The organism is Sulfitobacter sp., assembly GCF_041552635.1.
Taxonomy (GTDB): domain Bacteria; phylum Pseudomonadota; class Alphaproteobacteria; order Rhodobacterales; family Rhodobacteraceae; genus Sulfitobacter.
On the sequence record NZ_JBFEKM010000100.1, the window covers coordinates 1 to 15,660 of the forward strand.

A 15,660-nucleotide genomic window follows, 5' to 3' on the forward strand; every position below is an offset into this window, starting at 1 on the left:
AAAGTCATTCGTGTGGGCAATCAACAAGGAATAAAGCGGATTGGACATCCCCCCTACAACAAAGGCGGCAACCAGCAACACAGGGAACATATGGCCGAACATCATACCCAGAATAGACCCGGCCGCGCCGATGATTGACGTGATGACAATCAGCAAACGGCGATCCATCCGGTCGGAAATCCAGCCAATCGGGTATTGCAACAACACCGACCCCACAAAGAACGTCGCCACAAAGATCGAAATTTGCGCGACCGACAGCCCTGCTTCGGCACCATAAACGGACGCCATACCGAATTGCGCCGAAAACACGCCGCCCAGCAAGAACATGCCCACGCAGCCCAAGGGGGATACGGTGACCAATGAACGCAGGCTCATGGGTTTGGTGGTGTCAAAGGCGGGGGTCGGGCTGATCGACAGCAAGATCGGCGTGACCGCAAGGCTGACCAGCACCGACGGGATAACGAAAAGAACAAAGCCGGACGGATCTGCCGTCAGCAACAAAGCCTGTGCAATAACAATCCCCATCGTCTGCACAATCATATACAGCGACAGCGCCTGCCCGCGATTTTCATTGGTCGCCGCATTGTTCAGCCAGCTTTCTGCTGTGACATAAACTGCCGAAAAACAAAACCCGATCAGCACCCGGCCAATCGACCAGATCACAATATTGGGGAACGTCGGGTACAGGATCATCACGGCAGAAATCATCGACGCCACGGCAGCAAAAACCCGAACATGTCCGACCCGACGGATCATGCCAGGTGCCATGCGCGACCCGCCCAGAAAGCCCACAAAATATGCGGACATAACAATGGACATCTCAAGGGTCGAAAAGGATTCGATACCGCCGCGAATACCCAGCAACGTGCCTTGCATGCCATTGCCGATCATCAGCAGACACATACCCAGCAAGAGCGCCCATGCGCTTGAGAGAACCTGTAGCATTGCCCGAATCCTTTATCATCGTTTCGCACCTCCCTGATCTTATTCAAGGGGTGTGTCATCCCTATGAACGACCCTCAGGCGGGTTTTCGCGCCCCGGGGATCAAAAGAGACGCATCACCATAGGAAAAAAACCTATAATTTGATGCAATTGCGTGCGCGTAAAGGGTTTTGATCGCCTCTTGGCCCATGAGTGCGGCGACCAGCATCATCAGTGTCGATTTCGGCAGGTGGAAATTTGTCATCAGCGCATCGGCGACATTGAAGCTAAAGCCCGGCGTGATGAAAATATCGGTGTCACCTTCCCACGGTTTGATCACGCCATCCCGCGCAGCAGTTTCAATCAGCCGCAACGCCGTGGTGCCAACGGGAATAACGCGCCCGCCTGCAGCTTTGGTCGCTGCAATCTCGGCTGCGGCCTGCGCACTGACCTGCCCCCATTCGCTGTGCATCTTGTGGTCGGCGATGTCATCGACCTTGACCGGCAGGAATGTCCCTGCGCCCACATGCAGCGTCACATGGGTAAACGTCACGCCCTTGTCGGCCAGGTGTTGCAGCAGGCCATCATCGAAATGCAGCGACGCGGTGGGGGCCGCGACAGCACCAAGCGTGCGCGCGAAAACCGTCTGATAGTCTGTTAGGTCCTGTGCGTCGGCGGGCCGTTTGGCGGCAATATACGGCGGCAATGGCATTGCACCGGCGGCGTTCAACGCGGCATCGAAATCATCGCCCGCGCAGTTGAATTGCAAATGCCCCTGCCCGTCGGCAGTGCCGATCAGCGTCGCGCGCAAATCAGGGCTAAAGATAACCTCTTCGCCAATCTTCAGCTTTTTCAACGGCTTGATCAACGCAGCCCATGCACCGTCGCTGCGCGGCTCCAGCAAAGTGACCTCGATCCGGGCCTGCACCGGGCCTTGGGCGCTGTCACGGTGGCGCGCGCCGGTCAGCCGTGCAGGGATCACGCGCGTATCATTCAGCACCAGCCGGTCGCCCGCGCGCAGCCAATCGGGCAGATCGGTCACGACCTTGTCATGCAACGCAGCGCCATCCGCAACCAGCAGCCGCGCCGATGTGCGCGGCACCGCAGGCCGCGTGGCGATCAGCGCCTCGGGCAGGTCAAAATCAAAATCGCTCAGCTTCAAAGATGTATTCATGCCGCCGTTTAGCGCCCCTCAAAGGGCTGAACAACCGGCTTTTGTGGCTCGGGGGCTGCGGGCAAGGTTGAACCGGTCACCCCTTCGACATTCGGCAGAACCGGCGGCGGCGCACGGAAAATATCGCGCAAGAACCCCGGCGTCAGCGCCGAAAGCGGATTGACCGAAACATCCGGATTTTGCGCGGTCCCGCCCAGCGTATAGTTAAAGCCGACCAACCCTTCGCCTTTGCGCGTCAGAAAGCTGCCGATGCCGTTCAGCATATAGACAGGCGAAATCACGCCTTGCAGCGCCATCCTGCCGGTATCCGTGGCGAATACCCCGTCCATCGAAATACCAAGCGACGCGCCCGTAGCGCTGGCTTTGGTCAGCGTGATGCGGTTAGGGGTCATCCGAAAATCAGCTTCGACCATATCGAAATAGATACCGTCACCATTCAATTCATTCACCAGCCCCACGACCGACACCGCATTGACCAGCGCCGCAATCGACGGCGCATCCTTGATCCTGACATCCGTGATCTCGGCGCGCCCGTCAAAGGCCCCGCCCGAGCCGACAGGCAGCAACGTCAGCGCCAGCGTGCCGCCACGCACTTGTTTCAACATATTCGCCGACCGCAGAACGCCCCCCGCATCGCCCGAGGTCAGCTGGATCGCACTGCGCCCGTTTTGCGGCACCACGCGGCCCGTGACCGCCGTGCCGCCATTCAGCTTGGCGGTAAACCTGCCATCAAGGCCAAAGGCCAATCCGAAGCTGCCGCGCATGTCCGTCAGCGCGATCTTGTCCGTGATTTGCATCCGGTCCAAGGCCAGTTGCATCGGTGGGCCTGCAATGCCCGACGGTTTGCTTTTGCCGAATGCTGCCCGACGCATGTCCAGCGTGCCGCCGCGCACCACGACCTGCACCTGTTTGCCCGGCCCCTGCCCCAGCAGATCGACCGGCATGTTCAGCCAGTCCCCCACGGTTAACCTGTCGAACCGCACTCTCTCAAGCGCGCCTGCACCGTTTAATCTGACCGATCCCTTTGCCGTCAGCCCCGCGCCTGCCACCTCAAGCAGATCAACCTGCGGCACGCGGCCAAGGCGGCCCGCGACCTCAAGCTTGCCCGCCGTGCCCGCGGGTTTCGCCCAACCGATTTGCGGGACAGACAGGCGCAGGCCGCGCAAATCCGACGTGATTGAAAACTGCGGCACCTCGCCCTTGGCCAGATCCAGCGCGAACCATGCCTTGCCTGCACCCGACACCGTACCGGGGGGCAACGCGATCTTGAACGTATCCAGCGTGTTCTGATTCAACACGATATCCGCGCGCACACTGCTGGGCAGCCCCGGCTTGCCTAACGGTTGCGCCCATCCACCGTTAAAGACCACCCCGTCAACCGTACCTTTGCCTTCAATGCCGATACCGCTGTTGGACGCCACAAGCACCAGCCTGTCAGACGTCAGATTGCGCCCCTTGACCAAAACGTCACTGCGCACGTCCAGAAGATCACCACTGACGTCAAAGACCGTCTTTTTCGGGTCGGCCCCCTTTTTCATTTCAAACGCCAATGTCCCCGACAGGTTCGCCGTCGCCTGCGCCAGCTCAACCGGCAGATTGGCCTTGTCGATCAGGCTTAGGGGTGGCTGGTTCAACAACGATAGCACCGCCGTGATCTGCGAGCTGGTGTTAAGGCGCACGATACCGGGCGGGCCGTCTTTAACCGTGACATCAGGCATGATGAACGATGACGGCTTGAGCGCGATGGTGCCGCCTTGAGGGGCCTCAAGCTGGCCCGCATCCACGCTGACCACAAAGCGGTTTTTCAACAGGCTGGCATGGCCACGCCCGCCGGTGATGTTGGGCATGTTGCGCAAAAACCGGACCTCGGCATCGGCAAAGTCGAACGACATATGCGTTTCCGGTTTGGCACCGGGGCGCAAACGAAACGCCACGCTGATATCGCTGAGCGCGCCGTCATAGATGTTCTCCGCAACCCAGGTGCGCGTCTTGATCTTGGCCTTTTCGGGCCAAAGTTCAAGCAGACGCGCTGGCGCGATCTTGTCCAGCCCCGCGTCCAGCGCCACTTGCCACCCGTCGGCCCCCGCCTTGAGGTCGCCCAAGACATTCAGCGTTGTATCGCCGTCGTTGATATCCATCCGCCCAAGCGTCAGATGAAATGGATTAAAGGCGATCCGCACATCAACGTCCGCCCCTTGGATAGAGATAGGGTCGGCATAGACATCCGCCGGATTCGCCTCAAGATTGGTCAGCCGCATCTGGGCAACCAAATTGCCCAGCTTCCCGTCAGGCTCCATCCCAAGGGACGCGGCACCTTCGATCCGGCCCGAGACCCATTTGCTTTGCACCGAAAGCTCGTCAAACCGCAGCAGTTTTTCGTCTGGATTATAGCTGAAATAGCTGCGCAGCCCGTCAAAAGGGATCGGCGCGGCATTGGGATTGGGCTGCACCACGCCCTCTCCGATCTGTAGGGTGGCATTCAGCGGCTCAAAGGCACCGTCTTCGTTCAGGCTGCTGCGGACCGACCCAGAAATAGGCGCGCGCAGCACCCGCAGCCATGCAAACGCAGGGTTTTGGGCCGCAATATCCGCAGCGGCGACACCATCGAACGTAACGCCGAACTGCGACGCGGTATCGCCCAGCTTGCTTGTATAATTCGCGCTCAGCGTCGCCACATCGGCACCGCCCCCAAGCAGCGCAAGATCTGCCGAAATACCAAGTGTTTCGCCCGTGCGGGTCAGCCGCAACCGGCCACCATCCGCAGTCCAGGCGCGTTCCGACCGCAGATCGGTATAGCTAAGCGTGAGCGCGCGCAGGTCAATTGACCGCAACCGGCCAAGCGCGGGGGTCAACAAGGCGGCATCCAGCTGTCCGATCAATTCGGGCATGGTGGCCGCGCGACGCTCTACCGGGGCCTGGCCGGCGCTTGCGCTCAGGGCGACGCGCCCGTCACGGTCGCGGCGCAGGGTCGCGACAACACCCGACAGCGCAATATCGCGGGGCTGCACCTTGCCCTCCATGATCCCGCGGACCGAGAAACTGGCCCGCACCTCGCGAAACGCGGCCAGTTCGGCCCCTGCGGGGTTGGTGACGCGGACATCTTGCAATCGCACGCGCGGCCGCCACCCTTCGTCGACGATCAGCACCATTTCGCCAAAGACGATGCGCGCCTGCGGCAAGTCTTGCGCCAGGCGCGCCTCAAGCCTGGCCTCGATCCAGTCTGGGATGACAATCGGACTGCGGATCATATGGATCGCCGCCCCTGCCACGGCAGCCACCGCCATCGCGATGCCCAACAACGACCATTTCACCGCCTGCCAAAGGCGCTTGCGACGTCTGGTTTGGGGGATGGCGGTGTCGTTTGACATGATCGTCAGGAGTAAGCTCGTTGTTGGACCGGTCGCGGGGGGACCCGGCCGGGTTTCAAGACATCGGGGGGTTTAAGTTCCGCCAAGCAGAGCTACTATGTCACCCCAACAGCCTGCATCCAATACATAAGAAAGTGACCCATGCCTGATATTAGTCAACCCGCCCCCGATTTCACCCTGCCTGTGACCGGCGGTGAAGATGTGACTTTGTCTGCCCTGCAAGGCAAATCTGTCGTGCTTTTCTTTTATCCCCGCGATGATACCCCGGGCTGCACCAAGGAATCCATCGGGTTTTCCGAACATCTGGACGCCTTCAAAGAGGCAGGCGCGCTGGTTTTCGGCATCTCGCGAGACACCATGGCCAAGCATGATAAATTCACGGCAAAACACGATCTGACCGTGCCGTTGCTGGCCGATGTAGAAGGCACCGTGACCGAAAGCTATGGCGTTTGGGTCGAAAAAAACATGTATGGCAAGAAGTCCATGGGGATCGAACGCGCCACCTACCTGATTGATCCAAAGGGAAATATTGCGAACATTTGGCGCAAGGTCAAAGTCCCCGGCCATGTCGAAGAAGTGCTGGAAGCGGTGCGCGCGCTGTGATGCCTTTGGCGCAGATGGCCGATGCCGTGCTCCGCACCGCTGATGGCCGCGAAAAGACCGCCCTGTCGCATAAATTTGCAGCGCAGTGGCGTGCCGCGCGTGCCGATGATGCACGCCCCGAAATCGGCCATGCCAGCCCGCCGATGCAGCCTGCGCGCCCTGACCAGCCGGAATTGCTGTCGCCGCGCGAGGTGCCGCAGCGCAAGCCCGGCACACCCGAGGGGCGCATCGCGCTTTTACATGCCGTGGCGCATATCGAATTGAACGCGGTCGACCTGCATTGGGACATCATCGCGCGTTTCACTGACGTCAAGATGCCGATGGGTTTCTACGATGACTGGGTCAAAGCAGCGGACGAAGAATCCAAGCATTTCAACCTGATGTGTGATTGTCTCGAGGCCTTGGGCAGCCATTACGGGGCACTGCCCGCCCATGCCGGCATGTGGCGCGCCGCCGAAGACACAGCAGATGATTTCATGGGCCGTCTGGCCGTCGTCCCCATGGTTCTTGAGGCGCGCGGCCTTGATGTGACCCCCGGCATGATCAAGATTTTCAAACAGGCCAAAGCGACCCAAGCCGTCAAAGCGCTTGAGACAATCTATGCCGAAGAGGTCGCTCATGTGGCCTATGGGTCAAAATGGTTTCACTTTCTGTGCGGGCGTCACGATCTGGACCCCAAAGACGAATTCCACGCGCTTGTGCGCAAATATTTCCACGGCCTGCTGCGACCGCCTTTCAACGAAGAAAAGCGCGCCGAGGCAGGTATTCCACCAGATTTCTACTGGCCGTTGACAGAATCTGCATGAATGCAAACGAACAAGCCATTGAATCGGCGGATTTTTGCCAGAATGTTATGGAATGTTTCATTTAGTGCCGACAATGACCCAACAGACTTGCCCGACGGGATGTCACTGTCTAAGCACAACGGAACAAAAGCGCCAAAGTTTGGGGACCAGAGCGCTTTAAAGGGAATGGGACAAGGATAACACGCGTGCGCACGAGGTTGGCGATTAAAATACACACCATTCTGGAACGTTTTTTTCCAGAACGCCGTGTCTTTCTGAAATCAGATACAGACACACGGTTTGTCCGTTTGCGCCCCTCGACCCAGCTTGTTGCCCTGACCGGTTCCACAGCTTTAATCGCCTGGGCCATTGTCGCCACAGCCATTGTCCTGATGGACAGCATCGGGTCGGGAAACTTCCGCGAACAGGCGAAACGGGATCAAAGCACATATCAAGCCCGGCTGAGCGACCTTTCCGCGCAGCGCAATGGCCGTGCCGAAGAAGCGGTCGCCGCACAGGAACGTTTTAACGCCGCGTTGAAACAGATTTCTTTGATGCAGTCCGAATTGCTGCAATCCGAAACCCGCCGCCGCGAGTTGGAAACAGGCATCGAAGTGATCCAGAACACTTTGCGCAGCACCATGATGGACCGTGAGATCGCACGCGATCAGGTTGCCCAGCTGGAAGGTGCCGAAGGCGGCAGCGCAGCGCGCAACAGTGCCACATCCTCTGCGCCGACCTCTATTCTGGCCGATGCCTTGGCCCGCACCGCCGCCGAGCGTGATCAAGTGATCGTCGATGCGCGCGACGCATTGGTCGAAGCTGAAGAACTGACCCAGAAGCTTGCCATCATGCAGGACCAGAACGACGCAATCTTCCGCCAACTTGAAGAAGCGATGACCGTCTCTGTCGCCCCGCTTGACCGCATGTTCCGCAATGCAGGTATGCCGACCGACCGGATGCTGGAAACCGTGCGGCGCGGATATTCTGGTCAGGGTGGCCCGATGATGCCGCTGACTTTTTCGACGCGGGGCGAAGAACCTTCGGCCGATACGATGCGTGCAAACCGGTTGCTTAACCAGATGGACCGGCTGAACCTGTACCGTCTGGCCGCGCAAAAAGCGCCCTTTGCGAATCCCGTCAAGAACGCCTTTCGTTTTACCAGCCAGTTCGGCTTTCGCCGCGACCCGAAAACCGGTGGACGGCGCATGCATAGTGGCGTCGATTTCGCCGCCCCCAGCGGTACGCCGCTCTATGCGACGGCGGACGGTGTTGTGACCAATGCGGGCTGGGGCTCAGGATATGGGCGTCTGGTCAAGATACAGCATGAATTCGGCGTTGAGACACGTTATGCGCATATGTCAAAAATCCGAGTAAAAGTCGGCCAAAGGGTATCGCGCGGACAGCATATAGGTGATATGGGGGCATCAGGACGGGTAACCGGTGTCCACCTTCACTATGAAGTTCGCGTTGGTGGCAAGGCTGTAAATCCCATGATCTTTATCAAGGCTGCAAACGATGTTTTCTAAAAGCAAAATCAACGATCCCGCACCAAAGTCAGATGCTCAAGCGCCAACCACGGCGGCCCCTTCGTCGAGCGCGCCATCTGCCCCCAAGTCGAATGAATTCAAGGCAAGCGCGCCCAAGGCAAAGCCCCCTGCATCCATTTTGTCGTCAGATCTGCACGTAACCGGCAACATGAAGACCACCGGCGATATTCAGGTTGAGGGCACGGTTGAAGGCGATATTCGCGCGCATCTGCTGACCATCGGCGAAACGGCAACCATCAAAGGCGAAGTGATTGCCGATGATGTGGTGATCAATGGCCGCATCGTGGGCCGCGTACGTGGCCTCAAGGTCCGTCTGACATCGACCGCACGTGTAGAGGGTGACATCATCCACAAGACAATCGCGATCGAATCCGGTGCGCATTTCGAAGGCTCTGTTCAGCGTCAGGACGACCCGTTGAACCCCGGCGCAAAATCTGCCCCTGTGGCAAAATCGAACCCCGCCACAAAACCAATGGAATAAGACGCGGCTAAATTTGCCGTTACGGTCAATCAGCAATCAGCAGGCGTTGCAGGGAACTGTGACGCCCGTTTTCTTTTTGGTGCTTGAACCCATAGTTTGTTGCCCGGCAGACGGTACGCGGCATAGGCAGCCGAACGTCGCACTATCGCAATCATCTCGCTGTGCGGGCCGGATTGGCTGCGCACCACGGGCCAACCGCGCTTGGCAGCATCGCTGTCAAACGGCAAATATGGCTGATGATGTCGGGGATAAGAAGTTACAGGGGGCAAACCTGTTGGCCCACCCCCTGTGAAGTTGATTATTCGGTAACAGTCACGGTCGACATCTGGTCAGGCGTGCCCACGACAGCGCCGTTCGGCCCGGTGCCCAGCTTGATCGCGTCCAGCACGTCCAGCCCTTCGGTCACTTTACCCACGACGGTGTATTGACCGTTCAGGAAATACCCTTCGTCAAACATGATAAAGAACTGGCTGTTGGCCGAATTCGGGCTTTGGCTGCGTGCCATGCCGACAACACCGCGGTCAAACGGCAGGTCCGAGAATTCGGCCGGCAGATCATCCATGTCCGACCCACCCGAGCCCGCGCGGGCAGTGTCACCACCGGCCTTGCCGTATTCAACGTCACCGGTCTGTGCCATAAAGCCTTCGATCACGCGGTGAAAAACCACCCCGTCATAGGCCCCTGCCGCTGCCAATGCCGCAATGCGTTCCGCGTGCAAAGGTGCCACGTCCTCAAGCAGGTCAATCTTGATCACGCCTTTGGCTTCGCCATCAACGGTGATCTCAAGACCCGACGCGAACGCCGCACTGCCAAGCAGCACAGCCATCGCGGATGCTGCGAAAAACTTAGGCATCTGCGGCCACCTTGACGCTGATCATGCGATCAGGGTTTGCTGCTGGTTCGCCGCGGGTGATGGCGTCAACATGTTCCATGCCCGAAATGACCTGACCGTAGACGGTGTATTGACCGTTCAGGAAATCATTGTCCTTGAAGTTGATAAAAAACTGGCTGTTGGCGCTGTCCGGGTTGGCGGAACGTGCAGCACCGATGCTGCCGCGTGCATGGGGCACCTTGGAGAATTCAGCAGGTACATTCGGCAAGTCAGACCCACCCGTGCCAGCGGCACGCAGGTTAAAGTTGTCTTCCATGTTGCCATGTTCCACGTCGCCTGTCTGCGCCATGAAACCTTCGATCACACGGTGAAAAGCCACGTTGTCGTATTTGCCGGCCCGCGCGAGCTCTTTCATCCGCTCGACGTGCTTGGGGGCAATGTCGGGCAGCAGTTGAATGGTGACAGTCCCGCCAGCCAATTCCATCAGGATTGTGTTTTCTGGATCTTTGATCTCGGCCATGCCGCTCTCCTAAATTCTAATTTCGTTGGCAGTTAACTAGGGCTTGTTCGTGCAATTGCCAAGCAGGTGCATTGACCCCGGACGCGATAACGGCAAAACAGCACGGGAAACCGACGGACCAAGGGGTGAGATATGGGCTGGAAAACACTTGATGACATGGATTTGCACGGCAAGCGGGTGCTGGTGAGGGTCGATATCAATGTTCCGGTCGAAAAGGGCCGTGTGACCGACGATACGCGAATCCAGCGTATCGTGCCCACGGTGCAGGATATCCTTGCCAAGGGCGGCAAACCAATCTTGCTGGCACATTTCGGACGCCCCAAAGGGAAACGCGTTCAAGACCTAAGCCTTCTGGTGGTCAAACCCGCGCTGGAAACCGCACTGAACCGCAAGGTGGTGCTGGCAGAAACGCTGGAAGCCGTTGAGACTGGCACCCAAGAGATCGCAAATGCCGATGTTTTGTTGCTGGAAAACATCCGGTTTTATCCCGGCGAAGAGAAAAACGATCCCGACTTCGCGCAGCGGCTTGCGGCATTGGGTGATATCTATTGCAACGATGCGTTTTCTGCGGCCCACCGCGCACATGCGTCAACCGAAGCGCTGGCGCGGCTGTTGCCGTGCTGCGCAGGCCGGTTGATGCAGGCAGAACTGTCCGCGCTTGAGGCGGCGCTGTCCAAACCCGAACGCCCGGTCGGGGCTGTTGTTGGCGGCGCGAAAGTTTCGACCAAGATCGAACTGCTTGAAAATCTGGTGAACCGGCTGGATTTGCTGGTGATTGGCGGCGGCATGGCGAATACGTTTTTGGGGGCAATGGGCGCTGATCTGGGAAGTTCGCTGTCCGAGCCTGATTTTTTCGAAACCGCTAAGGATATCATGCTTCAGGCCGATCAGGCGGGCTGCCGTGTCCTGCTGCCTGTGGACGGTCTGGTCGCGCGCGAATTCAAGGCCCAAGCGGCACATGAGGTTGTCAAACTAGGGGCCGATACGGCGCTTGCCCCAGACCAGATGGTGCTGGATGCCGGACCTGCCACGGTCACACTGGTCGAGGATGCCTTTGCCGGATTGAAAACACTGATCTGGAACGGCCCAATGGGCGCGTTTGAAATTGCACCTTTTGATACAGCGACTGTCGCCGCCGCGCAGGCCGCGGCCCAGATGACACGGGACGGTAGTTTGATTTCGGTCGCAGGCGGGGGCGATACTGTTTCGGCCTTGAATCAGGCCGGCGTGGCAGATGATTTCACTTATATCTCTACCGCTGGGGGGGCTTTCCTTGAGTGGATGGAAGGCAAGACTTTGCCGGGTGTGGCCGCTTTGGGGGGCTAGCCGTTTTCTTCCAAGAAAACGGGCCGGAGTTTTTGAAAACTCCGGCGATTATCCCAAAGGAAACTCCTTATTTGGTAAAACTAGGGATTCCCTTAGCGAATCACCTGTGGCATACTGATTTCACGTCCAGCAAGAGACGACATGAGGCAGATACAGATGAACCGCAGCAGCAGACCCGCCTTCGGGACCCTTTTGTTTTTCGCAATCGCATTTGCGTTAAGCCTGTATTTTGCGTTTGCCGCGATTCAGGGTAATTTTGGTCTGTTTCGCCGAGCCGAGATCGTCGCGGAAGCCCAAGACTTGCGCGTACAATTGACCCAAGTCCAAGCTGATGTCGTGCGCATGGAAAATCTGACCGGGCGCTTGTCGGATGATTACCTTGATCTTGATCTACTTGACGAACAGACGCGCAAGGTTCTGGGCATGATCCGTGCCGATGAGATTGTCATTCGTTAATCTGTCGCCACCGTTACCCACTAGAACATTCCCCGGTATTCCGTCGCGAATTTTACGTGTTGGCAAAAGCCTCTCGCCTTCATGTCCCGAATCCGATAAGAGATAGTTTAACGCTAAACTATATTGCGCGTGCGCGGGACAACGTTACGGAGGATTTGCCCCATGGCAGCCAAGAAACCGACCAAGAAGACCAATGCCAGTGCTGAAGAGCTACAGGCCTATTACAAAGACATGCTGTTGATCCGGCGGTTCGAGGAAAAGGCCGGCCAGCTTTACGGGATGGGCCTGATCGGTGGTTTTTGCCACCTATATATCGGACAAGAAGCCGTTGTTGTCGGCCTTGAGGCCACCACGAAAGAGGGCGACAGCCGCATCACCACCTACCGCGATCACGGCCACATGTTGGCCTGCGGCATGAACCCCGACGGGGTCATGGCCGAATTGACGGGCCGCGAAGGCGGATATTCGCGCGGCAAGGGTGGCTCCATGCACATGTTCTCGAAAGAGAAAAAGTTTTACGGCGGCCACGGTATTGTCGGCGCGAACGTGCCTTTGGGCGCAGGCGTGGCCTTTGCGGACAAGTACAAGGGTAATGACAACGTCACCTTTACCTATTTCGGTGACGGTGCCGCGAATCAAGGTCAGGTGTACGAGACATTCAACATGGCAGCCCTTTGGAAACTGCCGGTGATCTTTGTGATCGAAAACAACCAATACGCGATGGGCACCTCTCAGCAACGCTCGACCTCGAGCGCCGAGATTTGGGAACGCGGCAAGGCATTCGGCATCCCCGGTGAAGCGGTCGATGGCATGGATGTGCTGGCCGTGAAAGATGCCGGCGAACGCGCTGTAAAACACGCACGCAGCGGTGACGGCCCCTATATCCTTGAGATCAAGACATACCGCTATCGCGGCCATTCTATGTCCGACCCCGCGAAATATCGTACCCGCGAAGAAGTGCAGAAAATGCGTGACGAGCGTGACCCGATCGAACAGGTCCGCAACATCCTGCTTGAGAACAAGTACGCAACCGAAGATGATTTGAAAACGATCGACAAAGAGATCAAGAAAATCGTCAACGACAGCGCCGAATTCGCCAAGACCAGCCCCGAGCCCGCCCCAGAAGAGCTTTGGACAGATATTTACGCAACCGAAGTTCCACAGGAGGCTTGAACCATGGCAACTGAAATTCTTATGCCCGCTCTGAGCCCGACCATGGAAGAAGGCACGCTGGCCAAATGGCTGGTTAAAGAGGGCGACAAAGTGTCCTCTGGTGACATCATGTGCGAGATTGAAACCGACAAGGCCACGATGGAATTCGAGGCCGTCGACGAAGGTGTGATTGGCAAGATCCTGATCCAAGAAGGCACCGAAGGCGTCAAGGTCAACACCGCGATTGCGGTACTGCTGGAGGAAGGCGAAGATGCCTCTGCCGCAGATAGCGTATCGTCTGATGCACCAGCGGCGGCCCCTGCCCCGCAAGCCGCAGCGCAAAGCAAACCCGCAGAGGCGAAAGCACCTGCCGCGCCAAAGACAGACACCACGCCTGACTGGCCCGAGGGTACCAAGCTGAAACAACAGACCGTCCGCGAAGCTTTGCGTGACGCGATGGCCGAAGAAATGCGCCGCGACGAAAACGTGTTCCTGATGGGTGAAGAAGTCGCCGAATATCAGGGTGCCTACAAGATTTCCCAAGGGCTGCTGGACGAATTCGGTGCCAAGCGCGTGATTGATACGCCGATCACCGAACATGGCTTTGCCGGTATTGGTGTCGGTGCGGCCTTTGGCGGTTTGCGCCCCATCGTGGAATTCATGACGTGGAACTTTGCCATGCAGGCGATCGACCACATCCTGAACTCTGCCGCCAAAACACTGTATATGTCCGGTGGTCAGATGGGTGCCCCCATGGTGTTCCGTGGCCCCAACGGTGCTGCGGCGCGTGTTGGCGCACAACACAGTCAGGATTACGCGGCATGGTACATGCAAATTCCGGGCCTCAAGGTCGCGATGCCCTATTCGGCATCTGACGCCAAGGGTCTGATGAAATCTGCGATCCGCGATCCGAACCCGGTTGTGTTTCTCGAGAACGAGATCATGTACGGCAAATCCTTTGATGTGCCTGATGTCGAAGATTACACCGTGCCCTTCGGCAAGGCCCGCATCTGGCGCGAAGGCAGTGATGTCACCATCGTCAGCTTTGGTATCGGCATGACCTATGCCCTTGAAGCTGCCGAGAAATTGGCCGCCGAAGGCATCGACGCCGAGGTCATCGACCTGCGCACCCTGCGCCCCATGGATACAGCCAGCATCATCAAGTCAGTGATGAAAACCAATCGCTGCGTAACCGTCGAGGAAGGCTGGCCGCAGGGATCCGTTGGCAACTACATCAGTAGCGTGATCATGCAAGAGGCGTTTGATTACCTGGATGCCCCGGTGATCAACTGCACAGGCAAGGACGTCCCGATGCCCTATGCCGCGAACCTTGAAAAGCTGGCGTTGCTGACCACAGATGACGTGATCGCAGCGGTCAAAAAAGTCACTTACAAATAAGGAGCGGACGACATGCCCATAGAAATCCTCATGCCCGCCCTCAGCCCAACGATGGAAGAAGGCACGCTGGCTAAATGGCTGGTCAAAGAGGGCGACACCGTGTCCTCTGGCGATGTGATGTGCGAGATCGAAACCGACAAAGCCACGATGGAGTTCGAAGCCACTGACGAAGGTGTCATAGGCAAGATCTTGATCGCGGATGGTACTGAAGGCGTGAAAGTGAACACGCCGATTGCGGTGCTGCTTGAAGACGGCGAGAGCAAGGACGACATCGGTGCGGCTTCTGCCCCCGCCGCGGCAGCCCCGGCACCTGCCGCCCAAGAAGCATCAGCACCTGCTGCTGCACCAACAGCGCCCGCAGCGCCAAAATCAGGTGATGGCACGCGTATCTTTGCAACGCCTTTGGCACGCCGGATCGCAGCGGACAAAGGGCTTGATTTGGCCCAAGTCAAAGGGTCTGGCCCCCATGGCCGGATCGTCAAAGCTGATGTTGAAGGTCTGTCCAAATCCGACGCACCCAAAGCCGCGTCGACAGCGGCCCCAACAACAGCAGCGGCCAAACCCGCACTTGCCGCAGGGCCATCAGCCGACGCCGTCATGAAAATGTATGAGGGCCGCGAGTATGAGGAAATCACCCTCAATGGGATGCGCAAAACCATCGCGTCGCGCCTGACCGAGGCCAAGCAATCGATCCCGCATTTCTATCTACGTCGGGATATCCAGCTTGATGCGTTGATGGCGTTCCGGGCTGATCTGAACAAGCAGCTCGAAGCACGTGGCGTCAAACTGTCCGTCAATGACTTCATCATCAAAGCATGTGCCTTGGCGCTGCAAGCTGTACCTGATGCCAATGCAGTCTGGGCAGGCGATCGCATCCTCAAGCTCAAGCCTTCGGATGTAGCCGTAGCCGTGGCCATCGACGGTGGCCTCTTCACCCCTGTGCTGACAGATTCCGAGAATAAATCACTCTCGGTCCTCTCGGCCGAGATGAAAGACCTTGCCACCCGCGCGCGCGACCGCAAACTCGCACCGCATGAGTATCAGGGCGGCAGCTTTGCGATCTCCAACCTTGGCATGTTCGGCATCGACAATT

General features: G+C 58.1%; 14 protein-coding genes. 9 read left to right on the plus strand and 5 right to left on the minus strand.

Going from position 1 to position 15,660, the window contains the following annotated elements:
* The 3 genes from ABYT07_RS12715 to ABYT07_RS12725 form a co-directional block, all read right to left on the minus strand.
* On the minus strand, positions 1-945 hold a 945-nt coding region (locus ABYT07_RS12715), incomplete at its 3' end, for an MFS transporter (protein WP_372992144.1).
* Between the two features lie 74 nt (positions 946-1,019).
* Positions 1,020-2,084: a tRNA preQ1(34) S-adenosylmethionine ribosyltransferase-isomerase QueA gene (gene queA / locus ABYT07_RS12720; RefSeq protein WP_372992161.1), complete on the minus strand. Its 1,065-nt coding sequence runs from the start codon at positions 2,082-2,084 to the stop codon at positions 1,020-1,022.
* A gap of 20 nt (positions 2,085-2,104) precedes the next feature.
* Positions 2,105-5,464, minus strand: coding sequence for a hypothetical protein (locus ABYT07_RS12725; RefSeq protein WP_372992145.1), 3,360 nt, complete (start codon positions 5,462-5,464; stop codon positions 2,105-2,107).
* 141 nt (positions 5,465-5,605) lie between these two features.
* Here ABYT07_RS12725 and ABYT07_RS12730 point away from each other — a divergent pair, with 141 nt between their 5' ends.
* The 4 genes from ABYT07_RS12730 (at position 5,606) to ABYT07_RS12745 (ending at position 8,883) form a co-directional block, all read left to right on the plus strand.
* Positions 5,606-6,067 carry a peroxiredoxin gene (locus ABYT07_RS12730; protein WP_372992147.1) on the plus strand — a complete coding sequence of 154 codons (462 nt, stop codon included), beginning with the start codon at positions 5,606-5,608 and terminating at the stop codon, positions 6,065-6,067.
* Positions 6,064-6,873 (plus strand): ferritin-like domain-containing protein, encoded by an 810-nt coding sequence (locus ABYT07_RS12735; protein WP_372992149.1) that lies wholly within the window; start codon positions 6,064-6,066, stop codon positions 6,871-6,873. The genes ABYT07_RS12730 and ABYT07_RS12735 overlap by 4 nt, the downstream gene beginning before the upstream one ends.
* Before the next feature lie 185 nt (positions 6,874-7,058).
* Positions 7,059-8,381 (plus strand): DUF5930 domain-containing protein, encoded by a 1,323-nt coding sequence (locus tag ABYT07_RS12740; protein ID WP_372992151.1) that lies wholly within the window; start codon positions 7,059-7,061, stop codon positions 8,379-8,381.
* The gene (locus ABYT07_RS12745) at positions 8,371-8,883 is read left to right on the plus strand and encodes a polymer-forming cytoskeletal protein (RefSeq protein ID WP_372992152.1); all 513 of its coding nucleotides are present in this window, start codon (positions 8,371-8,373) and stop codon (positions 8,881-8,883) included. Before ABYT07_RS12740 ends, ABYT07_RS12745 begins: the two co-directional genes overlap by 11 nt.
* A 298-nt stretch (positions 8,884-9,181) precedes the next feature.
* Here ABYT07_RS12745 and ABYT07_RS12750 read toward each other — a convergent pair whose 3' ends face one another.
* Positions 9,182-9,736 (minus strand): peptidylprolyl isomerase, encoded by a 555-nt coding sequence (locus ABYT07_RS12750; RefSeq protein WP_372992153.1) that lies wholly within the window; start codon positions 9,734-9,736, stop codon positions 9,182-9,184.
* Complete coding sequence (locus ABYT07_RS12755) at positions 9,729-10,235, minus strand: peptidylprolyl isomerase (protein ID WP_372992154.1); 507 nt, start codon at positions 10,233-10,235, stop codon at positions 9,729-9,731. The genes ABYT07_RS12750 and ABYT07_RS12755 overlap by 8 nt, the downstream gene beginning before the upstream one ends.
* Before the next feature lie 132 nt (positions 10,236-10,367).
* Here ABYT07_RS12755 and pgk point away from each other — a divergent pair, with 132 nt between their 5' ends.
* From pgk to ABYT07_RS12780, 5 genes are all read left to right on the plus strand, one after another.
* Positions 10,368-11,561: a phosphoglycerate kinase gene (pgk, locus tag ABYT07_RS12760; protein ID WP_372992156.1), complete on the plus strand. Its 1,194-nt coding sequence runs from the start codon at positions 10,368-10,370 to the stop codon at positions 11,559-11,561.
* 156 nt (positions 11,562-11,717) lie between these two features.
* A complete protein-coding gene (locus ABYT07_RS12765; protein WP_372992162.1) occupies positions 11,718-12,017 on the plus strand; it encodes a septum formation initiator family protein in 300 nt (99 codons plus the stop codon).
* Positions 12,018-12,179: 162 nt separating this feature from the next.
* Complete coding sequence (pdhA, locus tag ABYT07_RS12770) at positions 12,180-13,190, plus strand: pyruvate dehydrogenase (acetyl-transferring) E1 component subunit alpha (protein WP_372992157.1); 1,011 nt, start codon at positions 12,180-12,182, stop codon at positions 13,188-13,190.
* A 3-nt stretch (positions 13,191-13,193) separates the two neighbouring features.
* On the plus strand, positions 13,194-14,567 hold the full coding sequence (locus ABYT07_RS12775; protein ID WP_372992158.1) for a pyruvate dehydrogenase complex E1 component subunit beta: 1,374 nt from the start codon (positions 13,194-13,196) through the stop codon (positions 14,565-14,567).
* A 12-nt stretch (positions 14,568-14,579) separates the two neighbouring features.
* A partial coding sequence (locus ABYT07_RS12780; RefSeq protein ID WP_372992160.1) for a 2-oxo acid dehydrogenase subunit E2 occupies positions 14,580-15,660 on the plus strand: 1,081 nt, incomplete at its 3' end.

Bases quoted from the DNA above. Each gene is read 5' to 3' on its own strand.
- ABYT07_RS12755 (WP_372992154.1), bottom strand. From the start codon at position 10,235: ATGGCCGAGATCAAAGATCCAGAAAACACAATCCTGATGGAATTGGCT.
- ABYT07_RS12765 (WP_372992162.1), top strand. From the start codon at position 11,718: ATGAACCGCAGCAGCAGACCCGCCTTCGGGACCCTTTTGTTTTTCGCA.
- pgk (WP_372992156.1), top strand. From the start codon at position 10,368: ATGGGCTGGAAAACACTTGATGACATGGATTTGCACGGCAAGCGGGTG.
- ABYT07_RS12745 (WP_372992152.1), top strand. From the start codon at position 8,371: ATGTTTTCTAAAAGCAAAATCAACGATCCCGCACCAAAGTCAGATGCT.
- ABYT07_RS12775 (WP_372992158.1), top strand. From the start codon at position 13,194: ATGGCAACTGAAATTCTTATGCCCGCTCTGAGCCCGACCATGGAAGAA.
- ABYT07_RS12730 (WP_372992147.1), top strand. From the start codon at position 5,606: ATGCCTGATATTAGTCAACCCGCCCCCGATTTCACCCTGCCTGTGACC.
- ABYT07_RS12725 (WP_372992145.1), bottom strand. From the start codon at position 5,464: ATGTCAAACGACACCGCCATCCCCCAAACCAGACGTCGCAAGCGCCTT.
- pdhA (WP_372992157.1), top strand. From the start codon at position 12,180: ATGGCAGCCAAGAAACCGACCAAGAAGACCAATGCCAGTGCTGAAGAG.
- ABYT07_RS12750 (WP_372992153.1), bottom strand. From the start codon at position 9,736: ATGCCTAAGTTTTTCGCAGCATCCGCGATGGCTGTGCTGCTTGGCAGT.